Source organism: Streptomyces sp. NPDC028331 (genome assembly GCF_055565775.1).
On the sequence record NZ_JBVHTR010000008.1, the window covers coordinates 149,613 to 164,090 of the forward strand.

A 14,478-nucleotide genomic window follows, 5' to 3' on the forward strand; every position below is an offset into this window, starting at 1 on the left:
CCGGCCGCCAGGGGGCGGCCGGGCCGGGCGGGGCCTGTCACCGGGCTCCGCGACACTGGAAGAAACACGCATTTCTTGGAGGAGTCCGACGATGAGCAGCACCGAGAACCCCGCAGCAGGCGGCAGCCGGCCCCGCGGCCCCGTCGACTCGTCCCGCATCCCGCGCTACGCGGGCCCGGCGACGTTCGCCCGGCTGCCCCGCCTCGACGAGGTCGGCACCGCGGACGTCGCCGTGGTCGGCGTGCCGTTCGACTCGGGCGTCTCCTACCGCCCGGGCGCCCGCTTCGGCGGCAACGCGATCCGTGAGGCCTCCCGCCTGCTGCGCCCCTACAACCCGGCCCAGGACGCCTCCCCCTTCGCGCTCGCCCAGGTCGCGGACGGCGGTGACATCGCGGTGAACCCGTTCAACATCCACGAGGCGGTGGAGACCGTCGAGGCCGCCGCCGACGAACTCCTCGGCACCGGCGCCCGCCTGATGACCCTCGGCGGCGACCACACCATCGCGCTGCCGCTGCTGCGCTCGGTGGCGAAGAAGCACGGCCCGGTCGCGCTGCTCCACTTCGACGCCCACCTCGACACCTGGGACACGTACTTCGGCGCCGAGTACACGCACGGCACGCCGTTCCGCCGCGCCGTCGAGGAGGGCATCCTCGACACCTCCGCGCTCTCCCACGTCGGCACCCGGGGCCCGCTCTACGGCAAGCAGGACCTGACCGACGACGAGAAGATGGGCTTCGGCATCGTCACCTCCGCGGACATCTACCGGCGCGGCGCGGACGAGGTCGCCGACCAGCTCCGTCAGCGCATCGGCGACCGCCCGCTGTACATCTCCATCGACATCGACTGCCTCGACCCGGCGCACGCCCCCGGCACCGGCACCCCGGAGGCGGGCGGCATGACCTCCCGCGAACTCCTCGAGATCCTCCGCGGCCTGGCGTCCTGCAACCTGGTATCGGCGGACGTCGTCGAGGTGGCCCCCGCCTACGACCACGCGGAGATCACGTCGGTGGCAGCGTCCCACACGGCGTACGAACTGACGACGATCATGACCCGCCAGATCGCGGCGGCCCGCACCGGTGAGGAGACCGAGAGCAAGTGACGCACGACCACGACCCGGTACTCCGCCCCACGCCCGCGCAGACCTCCGCTGCGCTGAATCCTCCCCCGGGCCGCACCGGCGGAGACCTGGTCGTGGAGACCCTGGCCGGGCTGGGCGCGACCACGGTCTTCGGCCTGCCCGGCCAGCACGCCCTCGGCATGTTCGACGCGCTGCGCCGCTCCGACCTTCGGTACGTCGGCCTGCGGGTGGAGAACAACGCGGGGTTCGCGGCCGACGCGTACGGGCGGGTCACGGGTGAGGCGGCGCCGCTGCTGCTCTCCACCGGCCCGGGCGCGCTGACCTCCCTGGCCGCGCTCCAGGAGGCCGCGGCGGCCTCGGCCCCCGTGCTGGCGATCAGCAGTCAGGTCCCGACCGCGGGCCTGGGCGGCGGCCGCCACGGCTATCTGCACGAACTCCCCGATCAGGCGGCCTCGTTCCGGGGCGTGGTCAAGTCGGTCCACACGGTCCGTACGCAGTCGCAGATCCCGTCGGCGATCGCTCAGGCCTGGAAGTCGGCGCTGACGGTGCCGCACGGTCCTGTGTGGGTGGAGATCCCGCAGGACGTGCTGCTCGCCGAGACGGGGCTGCCGGTGGTGACGGCGGTGGACGCGACCCCGGACGAGCTGCCGCCGCGTCCCGAACTGACCGCGGTGGCCGCGCACCTGCTGTCGCGCGCCGACCGTCCGGCGATCATCGCGGGCGGGGGAGTGGTGCGGGCCGACGCGTCCGGAAAGCTCCTGGCTCTGGCCGAGAAGCTGAACGCCCCCGTCGTCACCACCTTCGGCGGCAAGGGCGCCTTCCCCTGGGAACACCCGCTGTCGCTCCAGTCCTGGCTGGAGGACCGTCACACCACGGACTTCCTCGAGGACGCGGACGTCCTGCTGGTGGTCGGCTCGGGCCTCGGCGAACTCTCCTCGAACTACCACACGTTCACGCCCCGCGGCCGGGTGATCCAGATCGAGGCGGACCTCGGCAAGCTGGAGTCCAACCACCCGGCGCTCGGCATCCACGCGGACGCCCGCCCGGCGTTGCAGGCGCTGCTGGAGACGGTGGAGGCACGGGAGGACGAGGGGGCTCCGCAGCGCGTACGAGCGGTGCTCGCGAAGGTGGCCGAGCGGATCGCCTCCCAGGACCTGACCCTGGAACAGGAGGTGCTGGCGTCGGTGCGGCGCGCCCTGCCCGCCGACTCCCCGTCCTTCTGGGACATGACGATCCTGGCGTACTGGGCCTGGTCGGCCTTCGACGCCAAGGCTCCCAACACCATGCACTCGGCGCAGGGAGCCGGCGGCCTCGGCTACGGCTTCCCGGCGGCGCTCGGCGCGGCGGTGGCGGACCCCACGCGCCCGGTGCTCGCGGTCTCGGGCGACGGCGGCGCCCTGTACTCCATCGCGGAACTCGCGACGGCACGGCAGTACGACCTCAACGTCACCTGGCTGATCGTCGACGACGGCGGCTACGGCATCCTGCGCGAGTACATGACGGACGCCTTCGGCCAGGCCACGGCGACGGAACTGACCCGCCCCGACTACGTGGCCCTGGCGGAGTCCTTCGGTGTCCCGGGCGTGCGGACGACCCCCGACACCCTGGAGGCCGACCTGGCGAAGGCCCTGGTGGAACCAGGGCCTTCGGTGGTCGTCCTGCCGGCGGTCCTGCGGATGTTCGCGCCGACGCACCTCAGCTGACGTCGGACGGGTCCAGGCGGTAGAGCGTCGACCGGTTGCTCTGCGACGAGGAGTTCTTCTCCGACGAAGAGGCCGACGCCGCGGTCTTGCCGTAGGCGCTCTCCTGCACCGCCGTGCCGTGCTTCTGCACCCAGGACGTCACCTCGGAGCTGAGGCCGTTGTCGCCGCCGCCGGGACCGCCGCCGGGACCGCCCCCCATGCCTCCGCCGAGCTGGATGTAGTGGAGTTCGCCCTTCTTCACCAGCTCCTCCAGCTTCGCGACGGTCATCGCCCGATCGGTGCCGGTGAAGCCCCACATGGAGATGACCGGCACGCCGCTGCTCAACTCGATCTGAGCCGCGCCCTGCGAGTTGGAGACGGCGAGCAGCCACTCGGCGCCGTCGCGGTGCTGCTTCAGATAGGCGATGAGCTCGCTGCTCGCCCCGCCCATGCCGCCGGGGCCGCCGCCGAAGCCGCCTCGCATACGGTCCTCGCCGGTCGTGCCGCCCGGCATGCCGGCCTCGCCGCCGCTGCCGTTCGGGGGCGTGCCGCCCGTCTCGGCGTTGCCGCCTGTGCCGTTGGGGGGCGTGCCGCCCGTCTCGGCGTTGCCGCCGCCCTGTTGGCCGCCCGGGAAGCCGCTGCCGGGCGCGCCGCCGGCCTGGCCGCCCTGCTGGGTACCGCCCGGCAGCTCCCCGCCCCCGGGGCCGCCGGCGGGGAAGCCGCCCCGGTTGCCGCCCGGCCCGCCGCCGAAGCCGCCGCCCGTCGAGGGGCCGGCGGTCGGGTTCGTACCGCCCATGCCGCCGCCCGAACGGGACGGCACCGACCAGGCGTACGCCGCCGGGCCCGCGAGCGCCGCCACGACCGCCGCGGCCAGGGAGGCCGCCAGGAGCCGGACGCGGTGGCCCGAGCGGAAGACGAACAGGCCGACGATCGCCGCCGCCATCACCACACCGACGGCCGGCCACAGCCACGTGTTCCAGCCGGAGGCCCGGCGCAACAGCACGATCGCCCAGACGGCCGTCACCGCCAGACCCGCCGGCAGCACCCACGCCCACCGCCTGTCCTCGCGGAACGCGCGCAGCAGCATCACGCCCCCGCCCCCGCACAGCGCCGCGATGCCGGGCGCCAGCGCGGTCGTGTAGTACGGGTGCATCGTGCCCTCGGCCATGGCGAAGGTCAGGTAGTGCAGCGCCGTCCAGCCGCCCCACAGCAGGAGCGCGGCCCTCGTCAGGTCCGTGCGCGGGGCCCGGCCGCACAGCACCAGGCCGCCGGCGCAGGCGATGGCCGCGAAGGGGATCAGCCAGGAGATCTGGCCGCCCAGGATGTCGTTGAACATCCGGCCAAGACCTGCGGAACCGGAGAAGCCGCCGCCTCCGCCGCCCCCGCCGTTGCCCTCGCCGCCGAAGATCCGGCCGAGGCCGTTGTACCCCATGATCAGGTTCCAGGCGGTGCCGTCCGTCGAGCCGCCGATGTACGGCCGCTCGGACACCGGCACCAGCGACACGGCCACCGCCCACCAGAAGCTGGAGACGGCGAGGACCACGCCCGCCAGGAGCAGGTTCACGATCCTCTTCACCAGGCCGACACGGGCCGCGTACAGGTAGACCGCGCACACGGCGGGCAGGGCGATGTAGCCCTGGAGCATCTTCGTGTTGAACGCCAGTCCGAAGCACACGGCGGAGCCCAGCAGCGGCAGCAGCCGGCCGTTCGTCACCGCGCGCAGGGCGAGCGCCGCCGCGCCGACCATCAGCAGGACCAGCAGCGTGTCCGGGTTGTTGTCTCGGTTGATGGCGACCGTGATCGGGGTCAGGGCCAGCACCAGCGCGGCGACGGCCGCCGCCCCGTGGCCCCACACCCGCTTGACGGAGGAGTGCAGGATCCAGATGGTCGCCAGCGCCGCGACGATCATCGGTGCCATCATCTGCCAGGTGCCGAAGCCGAAGACGCGGCACGACAGGCCCATGACCATCAGCGCGAGCGGCGGTTTGTCGACGGTGAGGAAGTTGCCCGCGTCCAACGAGCCGAAGAACCAGGCCTTCCAGCTCTGCGTGCCGCTCAGCACGGCCGCGCTGTAGAAGCTGTTGAGGCCGGTTCCGGACAGGTTCCAGGAGTACAGCACGGCGGCCAGGGCCAGGATGGCGAGCAGTGCGGGCGGCGACCAGCGCGGTGCGGCGCCGGCGTCGGGGGACGGCCCGTGGGGCGGCCCGGCGGTCGGTGAACCGCAGACCGGGTCGCGGCCGGGGACTTCGGAGCGAGGAGGGGTGGCAGACGTCACCAGTGCACCCTGCAGACACGCCATGGGTACGGACTGTGGTCAGCCTGGGCGTGAGCTGTGGATGGGTGAGAGCCGGGTTAACGAACGGCAAGTGACGTTCCTCACCAAGTGCGCCGCGATCGCGGGTGCGAACGGGGCTGCGAACGGATCTGTGAGCGAACTCGCGTACAACTTTCGGACATTCCCGTGAGTCAATGGGGCACGAGCGTGCCGGGGGCGCGCTTTCGCCCATGTAAGAGGATGGTTAACCTCCATGACTCACCGGATATCCGGCAATTTCCGGACATTCAAGAGAGTTCGGCTCCTCGCGGCCGGGCTCGGTGTCGGCATGCTCGTACCGTTCGCGGCCGCCGCCGCACCCGCTGCCGCCGCGACACCCACGGTCGGCTGCACGTCCGGAAAGGCGGGCCTGGCGGCGAAGCTCCAGAAGGACATCACCGCGGCCCTCGCCGGGCGCAACGGCACGGTCGCGGTCGGTCTGTACGACCGTTCGACCAACACCACCTGCTCGCTGCGCAGTACGTCCGCCTACGACTCGGCCAGTGTGGTCAAGGTCACCGTGCTCGCCACGCTGCTGTGGGACGCCAAGAAGCACAACCGCTACCTGACCAGCCGTGAGGCGAACCTCGCCACGGCGATGATCACCAAGTCGGACAACGACGCCACCAGCGCGCTGTGGAAGCAGCTCGGCCTGACGAAGATCAACGGCTTCCTCGCCGCCGCCGGCATGACCCAGACCAAGCCGGGCGCGAACGGCTACTGGGGTCTGACCCAGATCACCGTGCAGGACGAGCAGAAGCTGCTCAAGCTCATCACCGCGAAGAACTCCGTGCTGAGCGACAACTCCCGCGCCTACATCCTGAAGCTGATGGGGAACGTCATCTCCTCCCAGCGCTGGGGCACTCCGGCCGGCGCGCCCTCCGGCGTCGCGGTGCACGTCAAGAACGGCTGGCTGCAGCGCTCCACGCACGGCTGGCGGGTGCACAGCGTCGGCACGTTCAACGGCAGCGGCCACGACTACATGATCACCGTGCTGACCTGGGACAACAGCACGATGAACTACGGAGTCACCACGATCCAGAACGTGGCGAGGGCCATCCACAAGGACCTGGTGCCGACGACCTCCACCACGGGCACCTACACGTTCACGGGCACGCCGCAGGAGGCGTACCCGGCGGTGCCGGCGAGCTGACACGGGCCGACCCCTCGCGATTCGCGGTGAGTCCGCCTCCGGTCCACCCGTCTCGCTCTACGGTGACGACATGCGTCTGAGAACCCTTCTCGCCACCGTCACCGCCACCCTGGCGGCGGCCACCTCCCTGGCCGCCGCCGGACCCGCCGCCGCCACGCAACAGAGCGGCCACGCCTGCTCCTCGAGCGTCGACATCGAGCGTTTCTCCGACGCCCTCGACAAGACGACGTACGACGGCACGTTCGTCGGCAACCTCTCCGCGCTCGCCGTCGACCTCCCCCACTCCCGGCTTCACTCGAGCGGGGGAACCCCCGTCGGACAGCTCGTGGCGCTCTCCGACCGCTCCTCCCTCTTCACCCTCGACCCCCGGACCCTGAAGCCGACGAGCGTGGTGAACCTCGCCGACGAGAAGGGCGCCCCCCTCGACTCCGAGGGCCTGGTCGTCGACCGGGACGGCACCCGGCTCATCACCTCGGAGACCGAGCCGTCCGTGCGCCGCTACTCACGCGACGGAAAGATCCTCGACCGCCTGCCCGTGCCGAGTTCGCTCCTGGTCGCCCCCGCGGGCCGCGCCACCGCCAACCTGACCTTCGAGGGGCTGACCCTGCTGCCCGGCGGGGACACCCTGCTGGCGTCGATGGAGGGCTCGCTCTCCGGGGACGGCCCCGGCATCGTCCGCTTCCAGACCTGGCAGCGCGACAAGGGCCACTTCCGGCTCGCAGCCCAGTACGGCTACCGGACCGACACCGGCCTCGGCGTGCCCGAGGTCCAGGCGACCCCCGACGGGCGGCTCCTCGTCCTGGAGCGCGGCTTCACCGCGGGCGTCGGCAACACCGTCCGCCTCTACCTCGCCGACCCGCGCCACGCCACGGACACCAGCGGCGTCGAGAACCTGACGGGGCAGCCGGGCGTGCGCCTGATCAAGAAGACGCTGCTCGCGGACATCGTGAACTGCCCGTCACTGGGAGCGACCGCCAAGCAGCCGCAGCCCAACCCGCTCCTCGACAACATCGAGGGCATGACGATCACCGGCCGCACCGAGGGCCGCCTGGACGTCCTCCTGGTCAGCGACGACAACCAGAACCCGGCCCAGACGACCCGCTTCTACCGCCTGCGGGTACGCGTCTGAACCTCTCCGAGCCCCGCCGAACCCTCCGAATGTTGCGGAGGGATGAAATCCGCTGCTGACGGCGTTGGTGCCTTCCGGTAGACCAGGTCTGAAGGAGGGCACCGGCGTGGCAGAGCACGAGGAGGAGCATCGCGGCTGGGCGCGGCGACTGGCGGGGTACGCCTGGCGGTACCCGAAGGACGTCGTCCTCGCGCTCGGCTCCTCCCTCGCCGGCATGGCGCTCACGGCCCTGGTGCCCCTGATCACCAAGGTGATCATCGACGACGTCATCGGGAACCACAGCCGGCCCATGGCCCCCTGGGCCGGCGCCCTGATCGGCACGGCCGTCCTGGTCTACGTCCTCACCTACGTCCGCCGCTACTACGGCGGCCGCCTCGCCCTCGACGTCCAGCACGACCTGCGGACGGCGATGTACGGGACGATCACCCGGCTGGACGGGCGGCGCCAGGACGAGCTGTCCACCGGCCAGGTGGTCGGCCGCGCCACCAGCGACCTCCAGCTCATCCAGGGCCTGCTCTTCATGCTCCCGATGACGATCGGCAACGTCCTGCTCTTCCTGGTCTCCCTGGTGGTCATGGCGTGGCTGTCGCTGCCTCTGACCCTGGTCGCCCTCGCCGTGGCACCCGCCCTGGGGTTCATCGCCAAGCGCAGCCGGGCCCGGCTGCACCCGGCCACCTGGTACGCCCAGGCGCAGGCCGCCGCCGTGGCGACCGTGGTCGACGGCGCCGTCAGCGGCGTACGCGTGGTGAAGGGCTTCGGGCAGGAGGAACAGGAGACCGGCAAGCTCCGGGAGGTCGGGCGCCGGCTGTTCGCGGGACGGCTGCGCACCATCCGGCTCAATGCCAGGTACACCCCCGCCCTCCAGGCCGTGCCCGCGCTCGGTCAGGTCGCCATGCTGGCGCTCGGCGGCTGGCTCGCGGTGCGCGGCCACATCACGCTCGGCACGTTCGTCGCGTTCTCCTCCTACCTGGCGCAGCTCGTCGGACCGGTCCGCATGCTCGCCGTGGTCCTCACCGTCGGCCAGCAGGCCCGCGCGGGCGCCGAGCGGGTCCTGGAGCTGATCGACACCGAACCGTCGCTGCAGGACGGCACCAGGGAGCTGCCCGCCGACGCCCCGGCGACCGTCGAGTTCGACGACGTCTCCTTCGCCTACGAGGACGGGCGCCAGGTCCTGGACGGCCTCTCCTTCGAGATCCGACCCGGCGAGACCCTCGCCGTCGTCGGCTCCTCCGGCTCCGGCAAGTCCACCGTCTCGCTGCTGCTGCCGCGCTTCTACGACGTCACGCACGGCGCCGTCCTCGTCGGCGGCCACGACGTGCGCGAGCTGACCCTGGCATCCCTGCGGGCCGCGATCGGGCTGGTCCCCGAGGACTCGTTCCTCTTCTCGGACACGGTCCGCAACAACATCGCCTACGGCCGCCCCGACGCCACCGACGAGGAGATCGAGCGGGCCGCGCGCGCCGCCCAGGCGGACCGCTTCATCGTCGAGCTGCCCGACGGCTACGGCACCAAGGTCGGCGAGCACGGCCTGACCCTCTCCGGCGGCCAGCGCCAGCGCATCGCGCTCGCCCGCGCCATCCTCGCCGACCCGCGGCTGCTGGTCCTCGACGACGCGACCTCGGCGGTGGACGCCCGCGTCGAGCACGAGATCCACGAAGCCCTGAAGCAGGTCATGGAGGGCCGCACGACCCTGCTGATCGCCCACCGCCGCTCCACCCTCAACCTCGCCGACCGCATCGCCGTCCTCGACGGCGGCCGTCTCGCCGACATCGGCACCCACGAGGAGCTGCAGGAGCGTTCCGCCCTCTACCGACGTCTCCTCACCGACCCCGACGAGCTGGGCGGTGTCTCGCCGGGCCACGCCCTGCCGGCCGCACCGCAGGAGGACACGAGCGTCCGGGACGAGCTGGACGCCGAGTTCGACGCCGAGCGCGGCGTCACCCCGCGTCTGTGGTCCGGCGACCGCGAACCCAAGGACCACGCCCTCGCCGGGACTCCGGCGACCCCCGAACTGCTCGCCCAGGTCGACAAGCTGCCCCCGGCCACCGACACCCCCGGGGTCGACGAGGCGCGCGCCGTCCAGCCCGAGGAGTCCTACGGCCTCACCCGGCTGCTGCGCGGCTTCGGGCTGCCCCTGCTCGTCAGCCTCGTCCTCGTCGCCGTGGACGCGGGCATGGGGCTGCTGCTGCCGATCCTGATCCGGCACGGCATCGACCAGGGCGTCTCCCGGATGGCCCTGGGCGCCGTCTGGTCCGCGTCCCTGCTGGCGCTGGTCACCGTGCTGATCCAGTGGACGGCGCAGGTCGGCGAGACCCGGATGACCGGGCGGACCGGCGAACGCGTCCTGTACTCGCTGCGGCTGAAGATCTTCGCCCAGCTCCAGCGGCTCGGCCTCGACTACTACGAGCGGGAGCTGACCGGCCGGATCATGACGCGGATGACGACGGACGTCGACGCCCTGTCGACGTTCCTCCAGACCGGGCTGGTGACGGCCTTCGTCTCCCTCGTCACCTTCTTCGGCATCATGGTCGCGCTGCTGGTGATCGACGTGCAGCTCGCGCTCGTCGTGTTCGTCACCCTGCCGCCGCTGATCGTGGCGACCTTCTTCTTCCGCCGGGCCAGCGTGAAGGCGTACGAACTGGCCCGCGAGCGGGTGTCGGCGGTCAACGCGGACCTGCAGGAGTCGGTGTCCGGGCTGCGCATCCTGCAGGCGTTCCGGCGCGAACGGGACGGCGGGCGGCGGTTCGCCGAGGGCAGTGACTCCTACCGCCGGGCGCGCATCCGCGGCCAGTGGCTGATCTCCGTCTACTTCCCGTTCGTGCAGTTGCTGTCGTCGGTGGCCGCGGCGTCCGTGCTGATCGTGGGCGCGCACCGGATCGGGGCGGGGACGCTGACGACGGGCGCTCTGGTCGCGTACCTGTTGTACATCGACCTGTTCTTCGCGCCGGTGCAGCAGCTCTCCCAGGTGTTCGACGGCTACCAGCAGGCCACGGTCTCGTTGGGCCGCATCCGGGAACTCCTCCAGGAGCCCACCGGCACCAAGGCCGCCGACGAGCCGCTTCAGGTGCGGTCGCTGCGCGGCGAGATCACCTTCGAGGGCGTCCACTTCGCCTACGGCGGCGACGAAGAGGCGCTGTCCGGCGTGGACCTGACGATCCCGGCGGGGCAGACCGTCGCGTTCGTCGGCGAGACCGGCGCGGGCAAGTCGACCCTGGTCAAGCTCGTCGCCCGGTTCTACGACCCCACGCGCGGCAGGGTGCTGGCCGACGGCACGGATCTGCGCTCGCTGGACCTGACGTCCTACCGGCACCGGCTCGGCGTGGTCCCGCAGGAGGCGTACCTGTTCCAGGGGACCGTCCGGGACGCCATCGCCTACGGCCGTCCGGAGGCGACCGACGCCGAGGTGGAGGCCGCCGCGCGGGCGGTGGGCGCGCACGACATGATCGCCCGCCTCGAGGGCGGCTACCTGCACGAGGTGGCCGAGCGCGGCCGCAACCTGTCCGCAGGACAGCGGCAGTTGATCGCGCTGGCCCGCGCGGAGCTGGTGGACCCCGACATCCTGCTGCTCGACGAGGCGACGGCCGCGCTCGACCTGGCCACCGAGGCCCAGGTCAACCAGGCCACGGACCGTCTCGCCGGCCGCCGTACGACTCTGGTGGTGGCGCACCGCCTGACGACGGCGGCCCGCGCCGACCGGGTGGTGGTCATGGACCACGGCCGCATCGTCGAGGACGGCACCCACGAGGAGCTGCTGCGCCGCGGCGGCCGGTACGCCGAGCTGTGGCGGACGTTCGTGGGGGAGCCGGAGCAGGAGGAGCCGGTCGGCTCCTCGGCCTGACGTCCCGTCGAGTTCGGTAAATCCTGCGGACGTTTCCCCAAACGTTCGAAAAAGTGCGCCTGCGTGCACCCCCGCGATGCAACCATCCGCCGTACGCCATGCGTCCGTACACCAGTACGCTCATCGTCGCGGGGAGGGACCGCAGAGGTGGACACGAGTGCGATACGCCGGCGCCTGGCGCTCGGCATGACCGTGCTGACGGCTTCCGGGCTGCTCGCGCTGGCGAGCCCGGGGCACGCGGAGGCGGCCGACTACTGCTCGGGAAGCAGGGTTCGTACGCTGTCGTTCTCCACCGGCTCCGTGCAGGTCTACAAGCGCGACGGCTACGTCTGCGCGGTGACCCTCGCGAAGAAGGTGTCCGGCAGGAGAACCATGTCGGTGAGCGTCCAGGCGCGCGGCAGCCGTCCCGCGGTCGACATCGGGCAGTACACGCACCACGCCGGGCCCGTCACCGTGCACGCAGGCCACCGCTGCGTGTGGATCCGCGGTGCCGTCGGATCGGGATCGGTCAGCTCCGGGTGGATCCTCTGCTGACGCGCAGCGGGGTTCACAGCCGCCGGGCGCACCCCACCGGTGTGCTGCCGCCGAGCTGGACGTAGAGCGCCGTCGACGGCGGACACTGCGCCCGGCGCACGACCGCCGACGTCACCCGGTACTCGGGCGCGTGCCCGCCCTTGCCGTCGCAGGCGGTCTCCCGGACCTCCCCCTTGCCCGCGCCGTAGACGCAGTCCCCGACGATGGTGCGCGGGCCGCCCCCGCCGCCGGGGTCGCCCGGGTGCGGCGGTTCCAGATTCCGCATGCACGCGTACCCGCGCCGCACCACCCCCGACGGGCTGATGTGCAGCACGAAGTCCGTGGTCGCCGGGCACTCCGGGCCCTGCGCCGGGTCGCCGTCGTACCGCGCGACCACCCGGGCCGCGGCCCGTTCGCTGGTGCACGGCACTTCGGTGAAGCTCGTGGTCCCGAACGAACTGCACTCGTCCACGCCGAGGAACTCGGCGCCGAACCCGGACGGCGCCGGCGACGTGGCGCGCCCGCTCGGCCGGTCCTTCGCCGCCTCCGACACCGTCCCGCAACCGGAGAGCCCGCCGCCCGCCAGCGCAGCGGCCAGCAGCGCACCCAGCAACGCACGCGTCCCTCGCATCGCCCACCCCCCGTCCACCCCGGTCCAGCGTGACCCTCGGCAACGGCCCACGCCAGACGTCTCGGGTGCTTTGCGACATTCGGGGGCGGGATACCCCGTACCCGGCGTACGGCTAGTACGACAGCCCGTACCCGATCGGGTACAGCACCTGCGCCGGGTCGTCCGCCCGCGGCACCGGTACCGGCAGCCTCCCGCGCGGCCTCACCCGGCCCGCGATCACCCGCGCCGCGGCCCGCAGTCCGACGTCCGTCCAGGAGTACGACGCCAGGAAGGCGCCCACCTCCGGCAGTCGGGCCACGTCGTACGGATTGCGGAGAGCGAGCGCGATCACCGGCCTCCCGGTGGCGGCCAGCCGGCTCACCAGTGTCCGCTGGGAGCCGGTCGCGCTCACGTCGTACGTCCCCACGACCACCGCGTCCACGGCCGTCGCCGCCGTCACCGCCTCCGCGATCGTCTGTGACGAGGGCGACGTGCCGGTCGGCAGCGCGGTCACCGTGAAGCCCAGCTCGGTCAGGGCGTTCGCCAGCACGGTGGTGGGCGGCCCGTCGGTGCCCGTCGGGGACGCCGGGTCCGCACCGGCCACCAGCAGCCGGGGGTGGGTGCGGCGGGAAAGCGGCAGCAGACGCTCCCGGTTGACCAGCAGCGTGGTCGTACGCTCCGCGATGCGGTCCGCCGCGCGCAGATGCTCCGGGGCGCCGACGGTCCGGTCGACGCCGGCCCCGGTCACGTACGGCCGGTCCGGCAGCCCCAGCTTCGCCTTCAGCCGCAGGATGCGCAGCAACGACTCGTCGAGCCGGGCCTCGGTCAGCTCGCCGCCCCGCACCGCGCCGCGCACCGCGTTCCAGGCGAGGTCCAGGTCGGGCGGGTCGAGCAACTGGTCGACTCCGGCCTTCAGGGCGAGCACGGGCACCCGGTCGTCGCCGTACTTCTGCCGTACGCCCTGCATGCGGAGCGAGTCGGTCACCACGACCCCGTCGTAGCCCAGTTCCTCGCGCAGGATGCCGGTGACGACGGGGCGAGAGAGGGTCGCGGGGTCGCCCGAGCCGTCCAGCGCGGGCACCATGATGTGCGCGGTCATGAGGGCGTCGACCCCGGCCCGGACCGCCGCCCGGAACGGCACCGCGTCCAGCCTCTCCCACAGCTCACGGCTGTGCGTGATGACGGGGAATCCGTAGTGGCTGTCGACGGCGGTGTCGCCGTGGCCCGGGAAGTGCTTGGCGGTCGCCGCGACGCCCGAGGACTGATAGCCCCTCACCTCCGCGGCGACCAGGCCCGCCACCGCTTCCGGGTCGGCGCCGAAGGACCGCACGTTGATGACCGGGTTGGCCGGGTTGACGTTCACGTCCGCGTCGGGGGAGTAGTTCTGGCGGATGCCGAGGGCGCGCAGCTCGGCCCCGGCGATCCGGCCCAGGGTCTGCGCGTCGGCCCGGGAACGCCCGGCGCCGATCGCCATCGCTCCCGGGAACAGGGTCGCGGGCCTGCCCACGCGGGCGACGACCCCGTGCTCCTGGTCGGTGGCGATGAGCACGGGCAGGCCGCGGGGCCGGTCGAGCGACGCCTTCTGGATGCCGTTGGACAGTTCGGCGATCTGACGGGGGTCGCGGGTGTTGTGCGCCGAGGTGAAGTAGACGATCCCGCCGACCCGGTATCCGGCGATCAGCTCGGCGGCGGTGCGGACGCCGGTCTCCTTCAGGTTGGCGTCGATGTCGGCCTGGTCCGGGTCGGTCGCCGAATGGCCGTGGACCCGCACCATGAAGAGCTGCCCGACCTTCTCCTCGAGCGTCATGCGCGAGATCAGGTCCATGAGCCGCCTGTCGTCGTACCCGGCGGCGTCGGCGGCGCCCGGCGTGAGCGCGAGGGCCGCCGTCAGGCCCGCCCCGGCGGCGAGGACCGCGCGTCTGGAGGGCTGTGCGTCGCTTCCCGTGCCGGAGTCGTGCACGTGCGCTCCTTCCGGAGGAGAACACTGAAGGAAACTTCCGAGGAGTCAGCAATATCCGGGAAGTTTCCGCCGGTCAAGGCGCCGCACAGGAGGGGCCGCCATCGGCGCTGTGGAGGGGGGCGCGCCGACGGCGGCGTGCTGCCGGCCGCGTGCGGCGGAGAGGGTGGTCAGCGTTCGCAGCCAGCAGCGAGGCCGACACCG

Annotated in this window: 9 protein-coding genes; 6 read left to right on the top strand and 3 right to left on the bottom strand. The window is 72.4% G+C overall.

Annotation, left to right across the window (positions count from 1 at the left end; genetic code table 11):
- Positions 1 to 91: 91 nt before the first annotated feature.
- Together speB and ACZ4SW_RS14485 are read left to right on the top strand one after the other, a co-directional pair.
- Complete coding sequence (gene speB, locus ACZ4SW_RS14480) at positions 92 to 1,099, top strand: agmatinase (RefSeq protein WP_200417533.1); 1,008 nt, start codon at positions 92 to 94, stop codon at positions 1,097 to 1,099.
- On the top strand, positions 1,096 to 2,781 hold the full coding sequence (locus ACZ4SW_RS14485; RefSeq protein WP_468242313.1) for a thiamine pyrophosphate-binding protein: 1,686 nt from the start codon (positions 1,096 to 1,098) through the stop codon (positions 2,779 to 2,781). Before speB ends, ACZ4SW_RS14485 begins: the two co-directional genes overlap by 4 nt.
- Here ACZ4SW_RS14485 and ACZ4SW_RS14490 read toward each other — a convergent pair.
- Positions 2,774 to 5,035 (bottom strand): mannosyltransferase YkcB-related protein, encoded by a 2,262-nt coding sequence (locus ACZ4SW_RS14490; RefSeq protein ID WP_468242316.1) that lies wholly within the window; start codon positions 5,033 to 5,035, stop codon positions 2,774 to 2,776. The genes ACZ4SW_RS14485 and ACZ4SW_RS14490 overlap by 8 nt on opposite strands.
- A gap of 328 nt (positions 5,036 to 5,363) precedes the next feature.
- Here ACZ4SW_RS14490 and ACZ4SW_RS14495 point away from each other — a divergent pair, with 328 nt between their 5' ends.
- The 4 genes from ACZ4SW_RS14495 (at position 5,364) to ACZ4SW_RS14510 (ending at position 11,728) form a co-directional block, all read left to right on the top strand.
- Positions 5,364 to 6,227 carry a serine hydrolase gene (locus ACZ4SW_RS14495; RefSeq protein ID WP_468242667.1) on the top strand — a complete coding sequence of 288 codons (864 nt, stop codon included), beginning with the start codon at positions 5,364 to 5,366 and terminating at the stop codon, positions 6,225 to 6,227.
- Between the two features lie 70 nt (positions 6,228 to 6,297).
- Positions 6,298 to 7,356 (top strand): esterase-like activity of phytase family protein, encoded by a 1,059-nt coding sequence (locus ACZ4SW_RS14500; protein WP_468242318.1) that lies wholly within the window; start codon positions 6,298 to 6,300, stop codon positions 7,354 to 7,356.
- 106 nt (positions 7,357 to 7,462) lie between these two features.
- Positions 7,463 to 11,194 (top strand): ABC transporter ATP-binding protein, encoded by a 3,732-nt coding sequence (locus ACZ4SW_RS14505; RefSeq protein WP_468242320.1) that lies wholly within the window; start codon positions 7,463 to 7,465, stop codon positions 11,192 to 11,194.
- A 147-nt stretch (positions 11,195 to 11,341) separates the two neighbouring features.
- Positions 11,342 to 11,728 (top strand): hypothetical protein, encoded by a 387-nt coding sequence (locus ACZ4SW_RS14510; RefSeq protein ID WP_468242322.1) that lies wholly within the window; start codon positions 11,342 to 11,344, stop codon positions 11,726 to 11,728.
- 13 nt (positions 11,729 to 11,741) lie between these two features.
- Here the strand turns inward: ACZ4SW_RS14510 and ACZ4SW_RS14515 are convergent, their stop codons facing one another.
- Entirely contained in the window at positions 11,742 to 12,338 is a 597-nt protein-coding gene (locus ACZ4SW_RS14515) for a hypothetical protein (RefSeq protein ID WP_468242323.1), read from the bottom strand.
- Positions 12,339 to 12,450: 112 nt separating this feature from the next.
- Entirely contained in the window at positions 12,451 to 14,277 is a 1,827-nt protein-coding gene (locus ACZ4SW_RS14520; RefSeq protein ID WP_468242325.1) for a glycoside hydrolase family 3 protein, read from the bottom strand.
- Positions 14,278 to 14,478: the final 201 nt, after the last annotated feature.